At 27.5% G+C, this 21,436-nt stretch carries 24 protein-coding genes, 2 tRNA genes and 1 riboswitch; of the genes, 15 read left to right on the top strand and 11 right to left on the bottom strand.

Annotated features, from left to right (window positions below):
* Positions 1 to 24 precede the first annotated feature (24 nt).
* Together nhaA and ABXT61_RS03280 are read right to left on the bottom strand one after the other, a co-directional pair.
* A complete protein-coding gene (gene nhaA / locus ABXT61_RS03285; protein WP_415315844.1) occupies positions 25 to 1,197 on the bottom strand; it encodes a Na+/H+ antiporter NhaA in 1,173 nt (390 codons plus the stop codon).
* A 4-nt stretch (positions 1,198 to 1,201) separates the two neighbouring features.
* Positions 1,202 to 1,714: a zinc-ribbon domain-containing protein gene (locus ABXT61_RS03280; RefSeq protein WP_415315843.1), complete on the bottom strand. Its 513-nt coding sequence runs from the start codon at positions 1,712 to 1,714 to the stop codon at positions 1,202 to 1,204.
* A 94-nt stretch (positions 1,715 to 1,808) separates the two neighbouring features.
* On the opposite strand from ABXT61_RS03280, the gene ABXT61_RS03275 reads away from it, so the two are divergent.
* The 13 genes from ABXT61_RS03275 (at position 1,809) to ABXT61_RS03215 (ending at position 12,439) form a co-directional block, all read left to right on the top strand.
* Positions 1,809 to 1,885, top strand: a tRNA-Pro gene (locus ABXT61_RS03275).
* 4 nt (positions 1,886 to 1,889) lie between these two features.
* Positions 1,890 to 2,171 (top strand): ETC complex I subunit, encoded by a 282-nt coding sequence (locus ABXT61_RS03270; protein ID WP_415315842.1) that lies wholly within the window; start codon positions 1,890 to 1,892, stop codon positions 2,169 to 2,171.
* A 5-nt stretch (positions 2,172 to 2,176) separates the two neighbouring features.
* Complete coding sequence (locus ABXT61_RS03265) at positions 2,177 to 3,169, top strand: putative transporter (RefSeq protein ID WP_415315841.1); 993 nt, start codon at positions 2,177 to 2,179, stop codon at positions 3,167 to 3,169.
* Positions 3,169 to 4,116, top strand: coding sequence for a class II fructose-bisphosphatase (gene glpX, locus ABXT61_RS03260; protein WP_415315840.1), 948 nt, complete (start codon positions 3,169 to 3,171; stop codon positions 4,114 to 4,116). Before ABXT61_RS03265 ends, glpX begins: the two co-directional genes overlap by 1 nt.
* On the top strand, positions 4,113 to 5,807 hold the full coding sequence (gene recJ / locus ABXT61_RS03255) for a single-stranded-DNA-specific exonuclease RecJ (protein ID WP_415315839.1): 1,695 nt from the start codon (positions 4,113 to 4,115) through the stop codon (positions 5,805 to 5,807). Before glpX ends, recJ begins: the two co-directional genes overlap by 4 nt.
* 50 nt (positions 5,808 to 5,857) lie before the next feature.
* Positions 5,858 to 5,932 (top strand) — tRNA-Glu (locus ABXT61_RS03250).
* Positions 5,933 to 5,940: 8 nt separating this feature from the next.
* Entirely contained in the window at positions 5,941 to 6,195 is a 255-nt protein-coding gene (locus tag ABXT61_RS03245) for a GIY-YIG nuclease family protein (protein WP_415315838.1), read from the top strand.
* Positions 6,192 to 8,315, top strand: a complete 2,124-nt coding sequence (locus ABXT61_RS03240) for a glycosyltransferase (RefSeq protein ID WP_415315837.1) — start codon at positions 6,192 to 6,194, stop codon at positions 8,313 to 8,315. The genes ABXT61_RS03245 and ABXT61_RS03240 overlap by 4 nt, the downstream gene beginning before the upstream one ends.
* Positions 8,316 to 9,203 carry a glycosyltransferase family 2 protein gene (locus ABXT61_RS03235; protein ID WP_415315836.1) on the top strand — a complete coding sequence of 296 codons (888 nt, stop codon included), beginning with the start codon at positions 8,316 to 8,318 and terminating at the stop codon, positions 9,201 to 9,203. It begins immediately after the preceding gene.
* A 2-nt stretch (positions 9,204 to 9,205) separates the two neighbouring features.
* Complete coding sequence (gene rfbC, locus ABXT61_RS03230) at positions 9,206 to 9,736, top strand: dTDP-4-dehydrorhamnose 3,5-epimerase (RefSeq protein WP_415315835.1); 531 nt, start codon at positions 9,206 to 9,208, stop codon at positions 9,734 to 9,736.
* A complete protein-coding gene (locus ABXT61_RS03225; RefSeq protein ID WP_415315834.1) occupies positions 9,736 to 10,926 on the top strand; it encodes a methyltransferase domain-containing protein in 1,191 nt (396 codons plus the stop codon). The genes rfbC and ABXT61_RS03225 overlap by 1 nt, the downstream gene beginning before the upstream one ends.
* A gap of 8 nt (positions 10,927 to 10,934) precedes the next feature.
* A complete protein-coding gene (locus ABXT61_RS03220) occupies positions 10,935 to 11,630 on the top strand; it encodes a class I SAM-dependent methyltransferase (RefSeq protein ID WP_415315833.1) in 696 nt (231 codons plus the stop codon).
* Between the two features lie 5 nt (positions 11,631 to 11,635).
* Positions 11,636 to 12,439, top strand: coding sequence for a hypothetical protein (locus ABXT61_RS03215; protein WP_415315832.1), 804 nt, complete (start codon positions 11,636 to 11,638; stop codon positions 12,437 to 12,439).
* Between the two features lie 24 nt (positions 12,440 to 12,463).
* On the opposite strand, the gene ABXT61_RS03210 is transcribed toward ABXT61_RS03215, so the two are convergent.
* Both ABXT61_RS03210 and ABXT61_RS03205 read right to left on the bottom strand, forming a co-directional pair.
* Positions 12,464 to 13,318: a glycosyltransferase gene (locus ABXT61_RS03210; protein ID WP_415315831.1), complete on the bottom strand. Its 855-nt coding sequence runs from the start codon at positions 13,316 to 13,318 to the stop codon at positions 12,464 to 12,466.
* Positions 13,318 to 14,274, bottom strand: coding sequence for a site-specific integrase (locus tag ABXT61_RS03205; protein WP_415315830.1), 957 nt, complete (start codon positions 14,272 to 14,274; stop codon positions 13,318 to 13,320). Before ABXT61_RS03205 ends, ABXT61_RS03210 begins: the two co-directional genes overlap by 1 nt.
* 404 nt (positions 14,275 to 14,678) lie before the next feature.
* On the opposite strand from ABXT61_RS03205, the gene ABXT61_RS03200 reads away from it, so the two are divergent.
* Positions 14,679 to 15,116 carry a GNAT family N-acetyltransferase gene (locus ABXT61_RS03200; protein ID WP_415315829.1) on the top strand — a complete coding sequence of 146 codons (438 nt, stop codon included), beginning with the start codon at positions 14,679 to 14,681 and terminating at the stop codon, positions 15,114 to 15,116.
* On the top strand, positions 15,097 to 15,375 hold the full coding sequence (locus tag ABXT61_RS03195; RefSeq protein WP_415315828.1) for a methylated-DNA--[protein]-cysteine S-methyltransferase: 279 nt from the start codon (positions 15,097 to 15,099) through the stop codon (positions 15,373 to 15,375). The genes ABXT61_RS03200 and ABXT61_RS03195 overlap by 20 nt, the downstream gene beginning before the upstream one ends.
* A 597-nt stretch (positions 15,376 to 15,972) precedes the next feature.
* On the opposite strand, the gene ABXT61_RS03190 is transcribed toward ABXT61_RS03195, so the two are convergent.
* Genes ABXT61_RS03190 through rplM form a run of 7 tightly spaced genes read right to left on the bottom strand, consistent with a single transcriptional unit; the run spans position 15,973 to position 21,224 of the window.
* A complete protein-coding gene (locus ABXT61_RS03190; RefSeq protein WP_415315827.1) occupies positions 15,973 to 16,821 on the bottom strand; it encodes a DMT family transporter in 849 nt (282 codons plus the stop codon).
* A 17-nt stretch (positions 16,822 to 16,838) separates the two neighbouring features.
* Complete coding sequence (locus ABXT61_RS03185; RefSeq protein WP_415315826.1) at positions 16,839 to 17,741, bottom strand: AEC family transporter; 903 nt, start codon at positions 17,739 to 17,741, stop codon at positions 16,839 to 16,841.
* Entirely contained in the window at positions 17,741 to 19,033 is a 1,293-nt protein-coding gene (locus tag ABXT61_RS03180) for a homoserine dehydrogenase (protein WP_415315825.1), read from the bottom strand. Before ABXT61_RS03180 ends, ABXT61_RS03185 begins: the two co-directional genes overlap by 1 nt.
* Positions 19,034 to 19,258 carry a hypothetical protein gene (locus ABXT61_RS03175; RefSeq protein WP_415315824.1) on the bottom strand — a complete coding sequence of 75 codons (225 nt, stop codon included), beginning with the start codon at positions 19,256 to 19,258 and terminating at the stop codon, positions 19,034 to 19,036.
* Positions 19,255 to 20,277: an N-acetyl-gamma-glutamyl-phosphate reductase gene (gene argC, locus ABXT61_RS03170; RefSeq protein ID WP_415315823.1), complete on the bottom strand. Its 1,023-nt coding sequence runs from the start codon at positions 20,275 to 20,277 to the stop codon at positions 19,255 to 19,257. Before argC ends, ABXT61_RS03175 begins: the two co-directional genes overlap by 4 nt.
* A gap of 34 nt (positions 20,278 to 20,311) precedes the next feature.
* Complete coding sequence (rpsI, locus tag ABXT61_RS03165; protein WP_415315822.1) at positions 20,312 to 20,761, bottom strand: 30S ribosomal protein S9; 450 nt, start codon at positions 20,759 to 20,761, stop codon at positions 20,312 to 20,314.
* Position 20,762: 1 nt separating this feature from the next.
* Complete coding sequence (gene rplM / locus ABXT61_RS03160) at positions 20,763 to 21,224, bottom strand: 50S ribosomal protein L13 (protein ID WP_415315821.1); 462 nt, start codon at positions 21,222 to 21,224, stop codon at positions 20,763 to 20,765.
* 139 nt (positions 21,225 to 21,363) lie between these two features.
* Positions 21,364 to 21,432, top strand: a riboswitch (SAM riboswitch).
* Positions 21,433 to 21,436 lie beyond the last annotated feature (4 nt).

Below are 21,436 nucleotides of genomic sequence, written 5' to 3'. Positions count from 1 at the left end.
TAAATTATTTTTATAAAGCATGAATTATTTTTTAGAAGCATACAATAATATAAAATATCCAAATACTGTAGAAAGTAATGATCCTGCAAGAACACCAATTTTTACACCATCTATATACTGAATATTTTCAGCAAAGGCTAAGTTTCCAACAAATAAACTCATTGTAAAACCAACACCTGTTAATATTGAAACTCCGTATAGACTTAACCAGTTAGACTTATCAGGCATCTGAGCCACACCGAATTTAACTGCAAAGAAAGAAATAAGCATAACTCCAACTTGTTTACCCACAAACAACCCTAAAAGAATTCCCAATGGAACTGGTTCTAATAAAGATGATAATGATAATCCTTCTAAAGACACACCTGCATTAGCGAATGCAAATATAGGCATTATCATAAAAGCAACATAAGGACTTATTGCATGCTCAAGTTTAATTAACAAAGAGAAATCTTTGTCTTTAATTCTATGAGGTATAGTCGTAGCTAAAAGAACACCTGCTATTGTTGCATGAATTCCTGATTTATATGTGAATAACCACATAAAGGCACCAATTATTAAATAGGGAATAAACTTTTTAATACCAAATTTATTTAAGGTAAGTAATAAAATATATGAGATTAAGATTAAACTTAAATAGCTTATACTTAAATCACCAGAATAGAAAAAAGCGATAATCAATATCGCACCAAGGTCATCAATAATAGCAAGAGCCGTTAAAAAGATTTTTAAAGAAATTGGAACTCTTGAACCAAGTAAGGATAAAATTCCTAGTGAAAATGCTATGTCTGTAGCTGATGGAATTGCCCAACCATTTAATGTTTCCGAATTCCCGAAGTTTATAAAAATATAGACTAGAGCAGGGACTACCATTCCTCCAACAGCTCCAATGATTGGAAGTAACGCTTTTTTTAAATTAGAAAGCTCACCTTGAATAAATTCTCGTTTAATTTCTAGTGTTACAAAGAAAAAGAAAATTGCCATCAATAAATCATTAATCCAGTGATGTACGGAAAGTTTTAAACCGAAATCATTAATACCAATAAACAGGTATTGGTTTAAAGTATCAAAATATAAATTACTAAAACTAGAATTACTTATCACAAGAGCAATAATTGCAGCAATTAATAATACAAGTCCACTTGCTGCTTCTAATTGAAAAAACCATTTAAAAGGTTTTGATAGATTTTTGATCATAATTTTAAGTTAAATCTCTAATAAATAATGAGATATCTTTAATACTTTCATAAAGATTATAAAGTATAATTTCAATATTTGGGACAACTTGTCCAATAGGATATTTAAATGTATCCACAATAATTATAAAAGCTACGAATGAAATAATTGCTACTATAATAATATTTAATATTTTAATGTTTTTTTGTTTTTTTGTTTTAGCATTTACTTGTGTGCTATCATTTATATTAATCTCAATTTTTTTCTTAGACTCTTCTTCTAAATCTACTTCAACATCATCATTAGGTACGTCTGATACACTTTCTTCTTCGTTCGTTGATGAGTTATTTTGATCAAAAATATTAACACTATCAATACTAATATCTTCATCAATTGGACTTACCGTGTTTTCAAGAACTTCTTTTTTAAAAAACCATTTATGATCGCAACTAGCACACTGTAACAAACGGCCCTCGTCTGGAATTAAATTTGAGTCTATATTAAATTTTTTATTACAATTATTACAAGTAATGATCATAATTGATGTATATCTGAATTCTTATAAAAAAGCCTTATTTTTGATGTTCTTTATTCTTTGAAATTATCAATATCTAATGTATTAGTACCTCAATCGGGGCGTAGCGCAGCCTGGTAGCGCATCTGGTTTGGGACCAGAGGGTCGCAGGTTCAAATCCTGCCGCCCCGACCAATTTATGAAAAAAGTAAAAATATATATTCCTACAAAAAATTCCATGCAGTCAGGCTTGGGCAAATCTGACAAATGGGTTATCAAATTTGAAACTGAAAATGCTGGTGTTAACCCTTTAATGGGTTGGGAGACAAGCACTAATACTCTTTCAGAATTAAATTTAGAATTTTCAACCAAAGAACTAGCAGTTGAATATGCAAAAAAGAATAAAATAGATTTCGAAATTATTGAACCACAAAAAAGAAAAACAATTAAAAAATCATACGCTGATAACTTTCTTAAATAATCTATATGTTTAAATTTTTTACAAAAAAAAAATGGCAATTATGGTCTTGGTTAGGTTCATTTGTAATTCTATTATCATTGTGGGTTCAGGTAAAAATTGATGTAAAAATAAATGAATGGTTTGGTGTGTTCTACGACATGATTCAAAAAGCACTTGCTAAACCCAACGCTATTACAATTGAAGAGTACTGGGAAAATTTAGCATCATTTATTACACTCGCTGGAATATATATAGCTCTTTACGTTGTAATTAGTTTTTTTACAGCTCACTTCTTGTTTAGATGGAGAACTGCAATGGTCGAATGGTATCATTCTGTTTATGATAGAGCTCGTAAGATAGAAGGTGCCTCACAAAGAGTTCAAGAAGATACAATTAAGTTTACCCGTATTATGGAATCTCTAGGTACAAGTTTTATTGAGTCAGTCATGGTATTAATACAATTTACTCCAATTTTATTAGGGCTATCAATCGGTATACCAATCTTCTTTTTTGGTGATTGGCAATATGGATTGATAACTGGTGCATTACTTTGGACATTGGGTGGTACAGCATTCTTGATAGGATTAGGATGGATATTGCGTTTAGTTGGAGTGGAATATGATCTACAAAAAAAAGAGGCTGCATACAGAAAGATATTAGTAGTAGCTGAAGATGATGGTAACATTAGACCTAAAACAATAAATGAATTATTTGATGACGTTCGTTCAATTCACTTTTTAAGCTACACAAGATATTTATATTTTAATATTGGTCGTATGGCTTACTTACAAGCAAATGTATTATCTGCTTATGTTTTCTTAGCCCCAGCTATTGTAGCAGGTGTTGTAACATTAGGTGTTATGCAGCAAATTATAAGAGCTTTTGGAAGAGTTGAAGGTTCTATGCAATACTTATTAAAAGCCTGGCCTACCATTATAGAGTTGGCAAGTGTTTATAAACGTCTAAGAGAATTTGAGAGTGTCATAGATTCTACTGAAATAGTTATTCAAAAAGATTAATGGCTATTGATAAAAAATATGTTGCTCAAATTATAAAAGTTTCTGAAAAAGCTGCTCTAGCATCATCTTATTTAGTTGGAAAAAAGAACAAGATTGCAGCAGATCAAGCAGCTGTTGATTCAATGAGATTTGAATTAAATAAAATAGATATGAATGGTGAAGTTGTTATTGGAGAGGGGTCACTTGATGAGGCTCCAATGCTTTATACTGGTGAAAAACTTGGAAATAAAAATGGTCCTTATTTTGATATAGCTGTTGATCCTTTAGAAGGAACAAATTTTGCAGCAAACAATTTACCTGGAGCAACATCGGTTATTTCAATTGCCGAAAAAGGAAATCTTTTTAATGCACCAGAAACCTATATGGACAAAATTGCAACTGGACCAATTGAAAAAGGATTAATTGATCTAGATTTTACATTAAAAAAAAATACTTCAAATTTGGCTGATTTCCTAAACAAGGATATCTCATCACTCACAGCATGTGTCATGGATAGGCCAAGACATAAAAAAATAATTGATGAATTAAAACAACTAAATATTAATATTAAATTAATTACTGATGGTGATGTTCTTGGTGCATTGTATGTGACAAATCCAAAATATAATGTTGATATATTTTTGGGTATAGGAGGTGGACCAGAAGGAGTTTTGGCAGCATCAGCTCTTGATGCTTTTGACTGCCATTTTCAAGGAAGATTTATATTTGATAATCAAAAAGATATTAAAGATGCAAAAGAAATGGGAATAACTGATTTAAATAAAAAATATGAATTACATGAAATTATAAAAGGAGATTCTATTTTTTGCTCAACAGGTATTACTACTAGTGATATGTTAAGTGGAGTCGAAATTAATGACAATAAATATACAACAGAGACACTAGTTACACACAAAAGTTTAAAATTTAAAGAAACTATAAAAAGAACAAATCTTATTGAAGGATGATTTCTGTTTCAGGTAAGAAGTGGGAACAAAAAAAAATTAATCAAAACCTAGTTGATAAATTAAAACAAGATTTTAATTTTAGTGACATTTTATCTAGACTAATTATTTCAAGAAAATTTGAAGATGATGAAATTGCAACAATCAATACAGATTTAGATTTAAACAACGTTTTTTTAAACAATGAAGATTTCAATCTGTCTATTAAAATTGTTATTAATTGCATTAATAATAATGAAAAAATATGTATTTTAGGTGATTATGATGTGGATGGGTCTGCTGCTACATCATTATTTGTTAAATTTTTAGAAAGTATAAATCACCCTTTTTTTTATTATATACCTGACAGGGAAAAGGATGGGTATGGTGCCACCAAAAAATTATTCCAAAAACTGATCTTGGAAAAACCTAGATTGATTATAATGGTTGATTGTGGTTCTACTTCTAATGAAGCAATTGACTTTCTAAATGAGAATAAAATTAAATCCTTAATCATTGATCATCATGAAATTAATAAACCATTTCCAAATGCAAACTCAATTATAAATCCTAAAAAAGATAATGGGTATAAAGAATATGATTATTTATGCGCCACCTCACTTTCTTATTTTTTTTTGGATTTACTAATTAAAGAAATTAAAAGTGAAATGAATATATCTGATTATTTGATATATGTTTTGTTAGCTACAGTGTGTGATGTGATGCCCTTAAGAAAACTTAACAGATTAATTGCATTAAATGCTCTTAAAAATTTTGATATAACAAAAAATTTACCTCTCAATACTTTGTTTGAATTAAATGAAAAAAAAAATAAGATAAATATTAATGATTTAGGTTATTTAATTGGTCCTATATTGAACGCTGGTGGAAGACTGGGTAAGTCCCAATATGCTACAGAATTATTATCTTCTAATAATGATCAAATTATCATAGATAGGTCTACTTATTTAATTAAATTAAATAATAAAAGAAAAGAAATTGAAACCTTAGTTTTAAATGAAATTGATTTTCAAAAAATTGAAAAAGAAAATAAAGAAGTAATTATTTATTATAATCCAAATATAAACGAAGGTTTAATTGGAATTATTGCTGCAAGATTAAAAGATTATTTTAATAAACCCTCTATTGTTATTACAGTGTCTAATGAATTATTAAAAGGATCCGCAAGATCAATTTATAATTATAATATTGGCCTTGTAATTAAAAATTCACTAGATCAAGGTATAATATTAAAAGGCGGTGGTCACAATATGGCTGCAGGATTTACACTAAATAAAGCAAAGCTTGGAGATTTTGAAAAATATATATTAGAGGATTTTTTTAAATCGAAAATAATAAATGATAATATATTTTCATATGAGTCAGAAGTATCACCATTAGCATTTAATCAAGATTTTTATAATAATATAAAAAAACTAGAACCGTTTGGAACAGGAAATTCAATTCCAACATTCATGTTAAGAGATCTAAGAATCATTAAACCAATAGTATTAAATAACAAACATATATCTGCTATATTAAAATCAAAAACAGGGTTTTCAATTAAATCAATATCGTTTAATTCTATTAATACTAAGATTGGTGAACACTTAATGAGTTATTTAAATAACATTAATGTAATAGGTCAAATCAATGAAAATATCTGGAATAATAAAAAAACTCTTCAATTAACTATTAGAGACCTTATCTTATAATTTAATTGCACTTGATAAATAATGACTTTTAAAATAAAAGGTCACAACATGGTCCCTTCGTCTATCGGTTAGGACAGCTGGTTTTCATCCTGCAAAGGGGGGTTCGATTCCCCCAGGGACCGCCAAAATATTTATGTATTATTACACATATATGCTTAAATCAATTACACCCGGCACAAAAAAAACCTATGTTGGATACACTGTTGATTTAGATAAAAGATTAGAAAAACATAATTCAAATAAGGGAGCCAAATCCACTAAAGGGTATAAATGGTTGTTAATATATAATAAAAAATTTAAAACTATAAATGAAGCTATGTCATTTGAATATAAATTAAAAAACGATAGGCTTTTAAGAAGCAAAATTTTAGAAAAATCAAAAAAATGAAAATTTCAATATTACTTCCATATAAAGAAAATTTTTCATCTCAATATGCAGGTGCAGTGTCATTATTTGTAAACGATGTTACTAAAGTAAGTGATTATAAAAAAAGAATTCATATTTTTGGAAACACAAATTCAAAAGTTAAGTTATCAAAAAATTACATCAATTTAGATTTTGATAAAAAAATTTTTAAAAGTAATAGTAAAATTTACGTCAAATCATTTTTAGATTATCAAAAAAAAATACAACCTGATCTTATAGAGGTACATAATAGACCTAATTATATTAAATTAATTAGAGAAGATTTTAAAAATAGATTATTTTTATTTTTTCACAATGATCCTCTTACAATGAATGGTTCTAAAACAATAGATCAACGTATTTATTTATTAAATAATATAGATAAAATCATTTTTAATAGTAAATGGTCTCAAAATCGTTTTTTTGTTGGGTTGTCAAATAAAAGTACTCTTTTGGACAAAACATCAATTTGTTACCAGTCTTCATCAAGTACTAAAATTAATTTTACCAATAAGAAAAAGATTATTTCTTTTGTAGGTAAATTAAATAGAGCAAAAGGTTATGATTTGTTTGGTCAAGCTATAACAAAAATTCTCAACAAGCATCCTGATTGGAGGGCTAAAGTCTATGGTGACGAACCTAGAGAAAAATTATCATACAATCACCCAAATTTAAAAATTTTAGGTTTTAAAGATAATAAACAGATACTAAACAGTTTAAAAGAAATCAGTATTTCAGTAGTATGCTCTAGATGGGAAGAACCTTTTGGCAGAACTAGCTTAGAAGCTGCAAGTCGAGGCTCAGCCGTAATAATAAGTAATAAGGGTGGGCTGCCAGAGACAACAAATGCTGCAATAATTTTAAAGAAACTAGATAGTAGTGCTTTGTGCAGTGCAATTGATAAGCTAATTCTTAATAAAAAAAAATTGCTACAAATACAAAAGAATAATTACTCAAATTTTATTTTTACTCATGAATATATTTCATCAATTATTGATAAGATAAGAGATGTTTTTTTGAATGAAAAAAAAATAAAAATATTTAATATCTATAAAAAAACATCTTTAAAAATTTTGCATATAACAAATTTTAATCAAAGATTTAATGGTCGCCTACACTACAATACAGGTAAAAGATTACAAAATGGCTTTATTAGATTGGGCCATAATGTTTTAGCGTTAAGTGATAGGGATATTCTAAATAAAAACAAATCTATTAGAGATATTAGTGGGAAAAAAAGTTTACAAAAATCAATAATTGAAACTTATAGTAATTTCAAAGCAGATTGTTTAATTTTGGGCCATGCCGACTCTGTAGATAGGGACACTTTAGATATATTAAAAAGCTCAAATAAAAATTTGAAAATCAGCCAATGGTTTTTAGATCCCGTTGGTGAAAAGGGGCCAGATTACAAAAAAAATAATGATAGAATTTCTGATAAATTAGAATTTATTGATGCAACATTTTTAACTACTGACCCAAGTGTTTTAAAAATTAAGCTAAATAATTCTTATTTTATTCCAAACCCATCTGACCATTCTTTCGAAACTCTAAAAAATTATAACAATAATTGTGTAAATGATGTTTTTTTCGCAATGAGTCATGGTGTGCACCGGGGTTCATTAAAAAAGGGTAAGAATGATGATAGAGAATACTTTATTAATAAACTTGTTTCTAAAAATAAACATATCAAATTTGATATATATGGAATGAACAACGTACAACCAACATGGGGAGATAATTTTTTATCCAATATCTCTAATTCATCAATGGGTCTTAATTTAAGTAGAGGTCCAGCTGTTAAGCATTATAGTAGTGATCGAATAGCACAGCTAATTGGTAACGGTCTACTTACATTTATTGATAAAAAAGCACAATTCGATGATTTTTTACCAAAAAATACTTTCATTGACTACGAAAATATCGAAGACTTAAGTTATAAAATTAATAAATATAAAAAAGACAGTAAAGAAAGAAAAAAAATAGCCAAGAAAGGTAGAGAATATTATTTAAAATATCTTAATTCAACTTTAGTAGCTGATTTTATTTTATCCAAGACATTTGATAATAAAAGTAAAAATAATTTTGTTTGGGAAAAATAAATGTTTTCTATTATCATACCAACATTTAATAATCTAGAATACCTTAAAAAATGTATCGAAAGTATCAAAAAAAATTCTTATTATAGTAGACACGAAATAATACCTCATATTAATGATGGTTCTGATGGTACGCTGGATTTTCTAGCAAAGAATTCTTTTATTTATACCCACACAAAACATAATTCTGGAATTTGCACTGGTATGAATATGGCTGCAAAAAAAGCAACTACTAATTACTTATTATATGCTCATGATGATTTTTATTTTTGTCCAAAGTGGGATTTTGTTCTTAAAAAAGAACTTGATAAAATTGGACATAATAAATTTTATTTATCTGGAACAATGGTTAACAATGGCCAAATTGATCTTGATTGTGGAAATGATCTCAATACATTTGATGAAAAAAAATTACTAAGAGAAATTGATAATGCTAATTATTATGATTTTCAAGGTTCTACATGGGCACCACATTTAATTCATAAGGAAATGTGGAATAAAATAGGCGGTTTCAGTGAAGAGTTTTTTCCTGGTACAGGCTCAGACCCTGATCTTAATATGAAATTATGGAAACAAGGGGTAAGAATCTTTAAAGGAATAAATAATTTCAAAGTCTACCATTTTGGGTCAATAGTAACTCGAAAATATAAAAATCACCCTACTATAAAAACAGAATCTGGTAGTAGGGGGGCAAAAATTTTTTTACTAAAATGGGGAATTTCAATTAGTTTTTTTAAAAAATTTATTCTTAATTCTGATACAAAATATTTAGGTGAATTAAAAAAACCTAAAAAAAATATTAATTACATTTTACAATTTATTATATGTAAATTAAATTTTATCTATATAAAATACATCTATAATGTGAACAATAAACACAACCTGATCTAAAAATGAAATTGATTAAAACAAAAATAAGTGGACCTAAGCTAATAAAAACTAAGATTTTTAAGGATAGCAGAGGATTTTTAAAAGAAACATTTAGAAAAAATATTTTAAATGATCAAGATTTTCCTTTTGATGTTATGTCGTACTCAAAAAAAAATGTTTTAAGAGGTCTACATATACAAACAAAAAATGCCCAAGCCAAGATTATAACTGTTACACATGGAAAAATATTTGATGTAGCTGTTGATTTGAGAAAAAAATCAAATACTTTTGGTAAATTTGTTGGTATCATAATTTCTGATAATGATGATTTTTCATTTTATATTCCCGAAGGATTTGCACATGGATTTTTATGCCTGTCTAAAGAATGCACTATCAATTATAAATGTTCAAAATATAGAGATCCTAAACATGAAAAAACACTAAGTTGGAATGATCAAGATGTTTGTGTGAAATGGCCGATTAATAAACCAATTTTATCCCATAAAGATAAAAATTTAGGTTTAAGTTTAATAGAATTTTTTAACTTAAAATAATGATTAAAAAATTCTTGGATTTAGGATATCAGCCATTAGCTAATAAATATTTAAAATCTTATAAAAAATTATCAATCAAAAAAAAAGAACTTTACAGACTCACTGTTGGTTTTAACACTAAAACCAAACTTGTTTCTTTATTTAATAAAATTCCTGATAAGATAATGTTTGATAACAATTATCCATATAAATCCTCAATGTCAAAAACTATGACTGACTCTTTTAAAAAACTTTCAGTTAAAATCAAAAAAAAGTTTAATCCAAAGTTATTCCTAGAAATTGGGAGTAACGATGGTGCTTTAATTAAAAATTTTGATAAAAATAAAGTTATATGTGTAGAGCCATGTTCTAATTTAGCTAAAATTACTAGAGGAAAGGGCTATTTTACATATAATAATTACTGGGATTTAAATTTATCTAACAAAATTAAAAGTAAATTTAATACTGTAGATACTATTTATTCAGCTAATACACTAACTCATATTAATGATCTTAATAAAGTTTTTGAGTCAATTTCTAATTTATTAACTCAAGACGGTATTTTAATCATTGAAGATCCTTCTTTTTTAGAATGTATTAAAAAATTATCTTATGACCAATTTTACAATGAACATATCTATATTTTTTCTGCTCTATCTGTAAAAAAATTAATTCATGAGTTTGATCTAGAATTATTTGATATTGAAAAATTAGATACACACGGTGGCTCTCTCAGATATTTTATTAAAAGAATTAATAATAATAAAATTAAAATTAAAAAAACTGTTTCAAAACAAATATCAACAGAATTAAAATTTGGTTTAGCTAACTTTATGACTTATAAAAAATTTGGTATTTCTGTAAAAAAATCTAAAAATGATCTAATTAAAATTTTTAAGAAAATAAAGAATAAGAATAAAAAAATCATAGGTTATGGAGCTACTGCAAAGGCCTGTACTGTTTTAAATTACTGTAACATTGGTAATGAGACAATTGATTATTTTGTAGACACGACTCCAGATAAATCTAATAGATTTATACCTGGAAAGAATATTAAGATTAAGAGATATAAAAAAACTTTATTGGATAATGTTGATTATATTTATCTTGGTGCATGGAATTTTAAAAATGAAATTTTTAAAAAAGAGAAACAATTTATTAAAAAAAATGGAAAATTTATCACACATGTACCGAGGCCAAAAATTATTTAGAAAAATATATGGCTGAAAGAGAGAATTTATTCACTACTATCAAATATAAATTTGAAAAAATTAAATATTTTTTCTATGGAGAAAAATTTTTTAAAAAAAAAAGATATGATTGGTCCAAATACCCAACTAGATTTGAAATAATCCAAAACATAATCAAATTTAAAAATTATAAATCTTATTTAGAAATTGGGTGCGATAGAAATCAAAGTTTTTTAAATATTAATATTGATAAAAGAGTCGGTGTTGACCCAGTTGAAGGTGGTACTCATAAAATGACAAGTGATGAATTTTTTTCAAACAACAATGATAAGTTTGATATAATTTTTATTGATGGCCTACATCAGTATGAGCAAGTTATAAAAGATGTTAATAATTCTCTTAATTGTCTAACAAAAAATGGGATAATTCTTTTACACGATTGCCTACCAAGAACTCTTTGGAATCAAATATATCCAAGAATTAATTCTGACTGGAACGGGGATGTATGGAAAGCAATTGTTGAATGTCGAACATATGAGAATATAGATACTTACACGTGTATAGCGGATAGAGGAATAGGCGTGATTGTTCCAAGAAAAAATATGAATAAATTGATACTGAATAAAAATGATTTTAAAGGATTAAAATACAAAGATTATTATCAAAACCATGAACAATACATGAATTTAATAGAGCATCATGATATTTTTTTAACAATTGAATAGTTTTTATGAATAAGAAGATTTTAGTATGTTATTTATTTACTGGTTTTGACAATAAGCAATCCTTCATAAATTTTTTAAAATATTACAAGATTAATGCAGCGGGGGCTAAACATACTTTATTAATATGCTTTAAATTACTTAATAAACAAAAAATTCTTTTTTTTAGAAACAAGTTAAAAAGTATTAAATATATTGAGTTTATTGATCCAGTTTTATTCAATGATTTTGATTTTGGTAGTTATAAGCGCATATCAGAAAAATACAGATCTCACACAATTTTTTTTTTAAATAGTCATTCATATCCTTTAAAAAAAAATTGGTTAAAAAAATTATTGTATTACTATAAAGGAAAAACTTTAATTGGTACTTCGGCATCTTATGAAAGTTTATTAACATCTTTAAAATTTAAAAAAGCTCACAAAATCATCTCTTTTTTGATTAAGTTATTTAGATATAAAAAGAAATTTAAAACTTTTCCAAATCCACATATTAGAACCTCAAGTTTTTTAATAAAAGGGGAGGATTTTATTTCATTCATTAAAAATAAAAAAATTACAAATAAGGAGGATGCTTGGTTTGCTGAAAGTGGTCTTAATGGTTTAACCAATTATTTTAAAAGAAAAAAATATGATATATTCGTTATAAACTCAGACGGACTTAAATTTACAGAAAATAATTGGATGTTAAGTGAAACTTACAACTATTTAAAACAATCTAAATCTTTAATATCTGATAAACATACAAGAAAATATTTTAAATTATCTAATCAAAAACGTTTATCGGCATCGCATACATCTTGGGGTATATAATTTAATTTAACTTTTAATCTTCAATTAGGGTCTTAAGCTTGAATTTTTTCCCTTAATAGAATTCATTAAACCATTCAATCTATACTTATATTTTTCTATCAACTCTTTTTTGTTAATTATTTGATAAAAAATAATCTTTAAAATTATTCTAATAATTATAGGAAGAAATATTAATAATGATAATATTAACCCATAATTTTTTTTTGTAAAATAATATTTTGACCATATGAAATGCCAAATTAAAATGTTATTTAATTCTTTCTTTTCTTTTTTATTCTTAATTAATACTGATCTTCCCTCTGTTTTTACTTTTATTTCATTTATTTGATATGCCTTTAAGCCTCCATTAGATGCTCTTTTACAATAATCTGTTTCCTCAAAATATAAAAAAAAATTATTATCAAATCCACCAATTTCTTTAAATTTTTTCTTATTTATGAACATAAAAGACCCATGTATAGAATTGATTGATCCAATTTTTAAGTTTTTGTTTATTTGTTTATGACTTTTGTTATTAACGTTTAAAAATCTTGGACCAAGAGCTGAAAATTTATTATCAAGTTTTTTTGCTACTTCAATGAATTTATTTATATCCATGTAATCAAATTTAATATCTGGACTTATTTGTAGAAAAAACTCTGTTTTGATTTTTTTAGCAGCATAATTTATTGATGCACTTACTCCCTCATTTTTCTTAATGTACACTTTGATATTTTTATGTTTTTTTTCAATTTTTCTTTTTAACAAAAGATTATTTGAATTTTCAATAATTATAACTTTAACAGTATTTGGAATTTTTTTTACAAACGTATTAATTAATTCTTCACTCTTATAAGCTATTAAAATGATTGTTATTTTTTTACTAATATTCCTATTCATTATATTTTGATCTTATTTAATGCATTGTTTTTAAATAAATTTGCTTCTTTAATATATCTTCTCACCATCTCTGTCGATTTATGACCAGTCATGGCCATTATGCTACGTTCCTCTGCTCCAGATTCTGCTGCAGAGGTGGCAAATCCTGATCTTAGGCTATGACCAGAATAATTCTTGCTGTTTATGCCCGCTAATTGTAAATATGACTTAATGATTAATGCTACTGTTTGATCTGTTAGTCTATTTTCTGAAAGCTTTGAACCTTTTGAGAATCTTCTAAATAAAGACCCAGAGTTAATATTTGATATTCTAATCCATTTTTGCAATGAAACTACTGGGCAATATTGAGAATTATCAAAGTAGGGTAGTGCTTTTTTCAAACCTTCTCCAAATTGATCTGTTTTCGACCTCTTAATATCAATCTTTAAGCCTTCTGATACAAAATTAAGGTCTTCGTAGTCTAACGCTACTATTTCATTTCTTCTAAATCCACCTGAAAAACCAATTAAGATTATTGATCTATCTCTTAGTTTCTTAATATCTTCATTTTGTTGTTGATCTATTACATCTATTATCAATTTTAAATCATTGATTAATATAGGTTTTTTTCCTTTTTGAATACTTCCTTTCCTTCTTTTTATTCCCATAACATTTTCTATAATTGATGGATGTTTAGTGTCCAGATAGTGCCCTTTTAATTTGTGAATGACACCTATTGATACTAGCCTTCGCTTCAAAGTACTCATTTTAATGTCTTTGGTTGACAAATAGGTCAAATATAAGGAAACTATTTTTGGTTCTGATGGCAATGCTTTGAAGCCATTCTGCGCACAAAATAAACTAAAGTCTTTAAAGTCTGATTTGTATGCTCTTACTGTGTTAGTTGCTTTAGAGCTTTGTAAGTTTAATAATGTTTCTTCTTGTAAAGCCTTTATGTCTGTAATTATATCATTCATCTCTATTACTATTGATAACCATTAATTATCGTTAGTAATATATATTAACTTAAACAATGTCAATAATTAAAATATAAAATTATCTGTGCTTAAAATTGTCTCACATAAAAAATTCCAGTATTAATTGATTTTCTTTTTTGTTAAGAATTTACATGGGCTCTAATTATATTATCCTTGAAATTCTATTGTTTGCAATCTTAGTTTTTTTAATAATGAAAATTTCAAATCAACTCAAACTTTCTAGCACATTGCTGGAAAAGCAATGTAATCATAATCTTGACCTTGTTACGGATCAAATAGTTATGTTAAAACAAGAGATCAAAGCGATTAGAGTTGATTATGAAAGAATTAAGAATTAAAAATTAACAATAAATTCATACACTTAATTTATAATATTCAAGTAAATGATTAGAAAATTAAAACAAAAAGATAAGGAAAATTGGGCTAAATTATACAATGGTTATGCTAATTTCTACAAAGTTTCAATGAATACAGGGATTTTAGACACTATTTGGAGCTGGATTCATGATGAAGCCCATGATGTTAACGGTATTTGCTTTGAATTAGAGGGTAAAATCGTTGGAATTGCCCATTATAGAACAATGCCAAGACCAATTAAGGGCCAATATATTGCTTTTTTAGACGATTTGTTCGTAGAGCCAGGTTTTAGAGGTCAAAAAATAGCTCAAAAGCTTATTAGCCATCTAAAATCCTTATCTAAAGCCAATAACTGGCAAGGAATTCGTTGGATCACCCACTCTTCCAATGAAAATGCAAAGAAATTATACGATAAAATAGCCAATAACACAGGTTTTGAACTCTATGAACTTAAAGGGGACTAAGTTTCAGCTAAAAGTCTGGAATTACTTGAGGAAAATACCTAAAGGCAAAGTTAAGACTTACTTAGAGGTTGCTAAAGCCGTTGGAAAACCTAAGGCATTTAGAGCTGTTGCTAATGCAGTGGGTAAAAACCCCTATCCACCTAAAATACCCTGTCACCGAGTGATCAGATCAGATGGCAGCCTCGGCGGATACTCTGGAAAAGGTGGAATTCAACAAAAACGACGTTTATTGAGATCAGAAAAGATCTTCATAAAATAGTACTTTTAACCCCAAAAAAACTCAAAAACCCTTGGTATCAAATACTTTTTAGGTATTTAGCCATATTTTTGTCTAATTGCTGTAATGCATCCTTCAGTTGTACTGCGAATGGACTTTCAGCTAAAATAGACCATCCTATGGACGTTTAAACACTATATTCTCATACTGCATTGCTATACTCGTCAACAGTAGCAACGATTATAGAAGAAGTAAAAAAGACCATTTTACTGGGTTTTTTAGCCCCCTATTCTACTCCATAAATAATCTAATTTTATCAAAAATACCCTATTAATTGAAATAAGCATTTAATATCAATACTAAATCGCCATTTTACCTAGCTATAAAACAATATTTAATTTCCTAAAAATTTAAAATTTCTCAATTTTCACATTTTCAACTATAGAAAAAATACTTATGCTACTTTTATTGTATTATAGTCTTATTTTAGTAACTATAATTTAACTATTTTTTAATTTATATAATATTTTATATAAAATTTTATAAATTTATTATATCATATTTAAATCAATAATTACAATAGTTTAAATTATACTATTAATGTATAATATTAAGCATTAGTAAACAAGTATTACCTAATTAATTTGATTTTATATAGGATTCTCTTTTTGATATATAAATTCCACTCATAATAATAATGGACAAACCTAAGAATGTCCAATTATCAGGAAAGTCACTAAAAAAGTAATACCCAATAATGATATTAGTAATGATTTCAAAGTAGCTAAATGGAGCTAATTTAGAAGCATCTGCGTATTTAAGCGACAATATAAGAAATAAGTGCCCAATGCAGGCAAATACACCTATAGAGGCCATCATAGACCATTGAGAAGGGCTTGGATTAACCCAAATAAAAGGCATTAAACCTGAAACAGCTACTAATCCAACTAATCCAGTTAATAATAGGGTTAATAAAGGATTATCTGAAGTGCTCAATTTACGGGTAATTATTAAATAGAACCCATACATTATACCTGTTCCTAATGCAGCAAGACTAGCTAAGTTAATCTCTACAAAACCTGGCCTTATAACGACTAGAGAGCCAATAAACCCTATAATAACTGCAGTCCACCTCCTAATACCCACCTTCTCACCCAAAAATATAGGAGAAAATGAGGTAACAATTAAGGGTGCCACAAAGGCAAGCGTTAAAGCTTTAGCTAAAGAGATAACAGATATTGCATAGAAGAAACAAATATTTGCACAAAGCAGTATTAATCCTCTTATTATTTGTAATTTTGGCTTATCAGTCCAAACGAGTTGTTTATTATAAAAGAAGAACATTATTGGGAGCGTGAATGCGACCGTAAAAAAATACCTTGCCCAAGTGATTTGCAAAACTGGCATATCAGCACTTAAATATTTAGCAAAACCATCCATGATTGGAAGCATTACCCAAGCTAAAAGGTTAAATATGATGGCTTTCATAAGCCAATAGATACAGTTTAATTAAAGTACTTTAAAGCAAAGAATACGACCACCGGAATAGTAGCAAAAGACATAACTGTAGAGACAACAATAGTACTAGCAACACTATCTACAATCTTTTTCGGCGAATAAATTGAAGCTACAAGATAATTTAAAACAGCACTAGGCATTGAACATTGAATTAACAAAACACCAGCAGCAAATCCCGATAAATCAAAATATCTAATAATTAATAAAGCAACAATAGGACCCAAGACAACTCTTCCAATAGATGAAATTAAAGCTTTCTTAAAAGAAAAAACTTTAAAACGAGTTAAAGCAATTCCTAAAGACATTAATATTAAAAAAATTGTAGCGTACATTAGTAGAAAAGTTGTGTTTTCTACAAAGACAGGAAGTTTTATTTTGAAATATAGGAAAATCACTGAAATTATAATTGCATAAAATGGTGGATTTTTAAGAATAACATTAATATTGAATTTTCTATCAGCAAGAAAAATTCCTAACGTAAAGTGACATAGAATTATTAAAGCTGAAATAGCAGCAGCAACACCTAATCCTTGAGACCCATAAGCAAACAAACATATTGGTAAGCCCATATTTCCAGTATTTGGCATAATAAATGGTGGAAGCTCGCGGATGATGTCTTTTGTTTTTAAGAAGAATAAAAAGACAATTCCGATAAAAGTAAAGGCAACAATTGCAATTAAAAAATACCAAAAATAATCTTTAAATATTTCAAAAGTCGTACCAGTTGAAGTTAGTGCATATATAATCATTGCTGGAGTTCCGATATTCGCAGCAAAATTTGTTATGAAAGTGGTGTCAATTTTTGGATTATTTTTACCTAAATAATATCCAATACCAACAACAAAAAAAACAGGAAATAAAACCTCAAACAGTTTTAGGTATAACTCCATTAATTATAAATTCTAATCAGCGTTGGATATTTAAGAATATTTTTGTCTTTTTTAAACACAGAAAGACAATTCTTAGAATTAAGCTCATTAGTTTTATGCGTAATAATAACAATAGTAGCTTTGTTATTTTTTTTATCAGGAGTTTGAATTAATCTTTTTACTGAAATTTTATACTTAGCTAATCTGTTAGTAATTGTTGATAAAACACCAGGTTTGTCTTTAACTTCAAATCGTAAATATAAAGAATTAGTATAATTATTAACATTATAACATTTAATTGATTTACGTTTATTGCCAGGAATACCAAAGGGTTTTTTAACATTCCTATTCAATATTGAAAGTAGATCAGATAATAATGATGATGAAGTTGGACCAGGGCCAGCTCCCTCTCCCTGTAATATACTTTCACCAACAGGTTTTCCTTCAAGAATAACAGCATTCATAACTCCACCAACGTTACCAATGTACGAATTTTTACTAACTAAGCATGGATGAACAGTTTCAAATAATTGATTATTAATAATCTCAGAAATACCTAATAATTTAATACGCGAATTTAATTGATTGGCAATTTCAATATCTTTTAATTCAATTTTTTCAATACCTTCCATTAGGCATTTATGTTTTGAAATCTTAGTATTAAATGCAAGAGCAGACAAAATTCTTACTTTAGCAAAAGCATCAAAACCATTTAAATCTAATTTAGGATTACCTGGTTCAGCATAACCGAGTTTTTGTGCTTTTTTTAAAACATTAGCAAAACTATCTTTAGCATCTCTCATTTCAGAAAGAATATAATTAGAAGTACCATTTAGAATTCCATAAACTTTAGAAATTTTGTTAGTTGCAAGACCCTCCTTAATAGTTCTTAATATTGGAATACCACCAGCAACAGATGCTTCAAATTCTAAGTTAACACCATTGTCTTCAGCTAACTTTCCTAAATAATCACCATGTTTAGAGATAAGCGCTTTATTGGGAGTGATTACATGTATTTTATTTTTTAGAGCAGTTTCTACAACTTTTTTAGATACTCCATCTGACATACCTATAGCTTCAAATAAAATATCTACTTTGGTCTTATTAAAAATTTCTAATGGGTTTTTAAAAAATATTTTCTTATTAACTTTAAATCTTCTTTTTTTAGAAATGCTTCTTGCTGAAACAGCTACTATATTAATCTTTTTACCCGTCTTAAGCTCAATATCTTTTTTTTTTGTATTAAGTTCATTTAACAAATAGATACCTACTTGTCCTAGACCAACTACAGCAATGTTAATAATATTTTTCATCTATTGGTTAATATCTGGGTATTCTGCGTTATTTGAATAATCTTTAAGAAACAGGTTAAATTCATCGAATGACATTTTTTTAAAGTCTGCATCTGGTAAATCAGCACTCAGATTTTTTGTTTTTTTACTAGATTGTTTAATGGCTTTTTCATTTAAGTTAACTAATTTTCCATCTAAATGACAACCTGCTAAGATAAATAGACTAATTAAAAAAAGGTATTTCATTTTAATCCTTTTGTTTCTTTAAAACCAAATTTGATATTCATATTTTGTATTGCTTGACCTGCTCCCCCTTTAATTAAATTATCAATAACAGACAAGATAATAACTCTATTTTTATACTTAGTTTTACAAATTACTATAGAGCAATTATTTGTGTTAATTACGTCATTTGTACTTAACAATGAATTTGTTTTTAAAATTTTAACGAATCTGTTTTTTGAATATTGACTCTTTAAAGTATTTTCTAATCTTTTAATACTTACACCTTTGTTAAGATCTACATAAATAGTACTAAGTATACCTCTAAACATTGGAGTTAGATGAGGTGTAAATGTAAAAGAAAATTTTTTTTTAGTGTTGATGTCAATTTCCTGTTGAATTTCAGAGTTATGTCTGTGAAAGCCTACGCCATAAGCACTTAATGACTCGTACAGATTTTTATCTTTATATTTATTATGTACACCTCTACCAGCTCCAGAGTAACCAGACTTTGAATCTATAATAACATTATCTGTTTTAATTAAATTCTTTTTAACTAAAGGTATAAGTGGTAAAAGTATTGAAGTTGGGTAGCAACCTGGACATCCAATAATATTAAATTTCTTTACTTTGTCACCATTGATTTCTGGTAATGAATAAATAGATTTTTTAATATTTTTAACAGATCTGTGTTTTTGTTTGTACCATTTTAGATAACCTGATGCTTTATTAAGTCTAAAGTCTGCAGCTAAATCAATTAGTATATTATGTTTTAATAAATCATTTGAAATATCTTGCGCTTCTCCGTTAGGTAAGGCTGTAAAAACAAGGTCTATGTTTTTTAAAAGTGACTTGTCGTATTTGATTATTTTAGGCAACTTTTTTGAAGTTAGTGACTTTTCATAACTAGAGATATTTTTTCCAACAGAAGAATTTCCACAAAGATATTTAATCTTAACATCGCTGTGTTTAACTAATAATTTAATTAATTGAACACCGATATAACCGGTAGATCCAGCAACTAAAACATTAAGCTTAGGCATTTATTTATTATAGCAGTTTAGTGTTAAAAAAGAATTATCTTTTCGAGAATTGGAAGCTTCTTCTAGCTTTTCTACGGCCAGGTTTTTTTCTCTCAACTGATCTAGAATCTCTGGTATTTAGCTTTTCAGTCTTAAGTACCGCTCTATTATCTGAATCAAATAAGATTAGTGCTTTAGCTATACCATGTACCATTGCACCAGCTTGACCTGTGTGTCCACCACCTGCAACACTACATCTTACGTCATAGTCTGTTGCTTGGTTTATAATTTCAAATGGTCTTGTAATTTGCATTTTATGACTGCCACTAGTGAAATATTCATCCATTGTTCTGCCATTTACATAAATTTTACCAGTACCCTTTTTCACCCAAATTTTCGCAATAGATTTTTTTCTTCTACCAGTTGCGTATTTGCTATCTTTAAAATCTAATTTAATTTTAGGTTTTTTTATAGATGCTTTAGTTGTTGCGGCTACTGTTTCCATATTAATTTCTTATTAAATTTTTACTGTTTAATTTACCTAGGTCTAAAAGTTTAGGGTTTTGTGCCGCATGAGGGTGTTCTTCACCAGCATAAATTTTTACTTTAGTTAACTGTTTTCTTCCAAGAACTCCTCCAGGTAACATTCTTTTAACAGCTAATTTTAGTGTCTCACCAGGTTTGTTTTTTTCTAGTAATTTTTCAGGAGTAATTTCTTTAATTCCGCCAGGGTGACCAGTATGTCGATAATATTTTTTATCTTTGAATTTTTTTCCTGTGAACTTTGCTTGTTCAACATTTTTAACTACAACAAAATCACCATCATCCATATGAGGTGTAAAAGTAGTTTTGTTTTTTCCTCTAACAATCATAGCAATGATTGAAGCTAATCTGCCAACTACAGCATTTTTAGCATCTATCTCAAACCAGTTACTGTTTAATTCACCACTTTTTAGAAATTTTGTCATTGTGCGAGGATTAATACTATTATTAGATATAATGTCAATTTTATATTTCCCTTGCAATAGTTTAGTTAAATGATAGTTTGTTTAAGCCGATTTGTTCCTATTGCAGGCTAGTTAATGCTAAACAGGATTTTTTACCCACATCATCGGCAGGCGCATTTGAGCTGTATTGTACGCCTTGCATTAAGCAAAAGTACTAAAAAAGGAGTATAAAG

The sequence above is a fragment of the Candidatus Pelagibacter sp. Uisw_137 genome (assembly GCF_047720245.1).
In the GTDB taxonomy this organism is placed as follows: Bacteria; Pseudomonadota; Alphaproteobacteria; order Pelagibacterales; family Pelagibacteraceae; genus Pelagibacter.
Note: the sequence above shows the minus strand (reverse complement) of the source record. Positions and strands in the feature narration are given on the sequence as shown.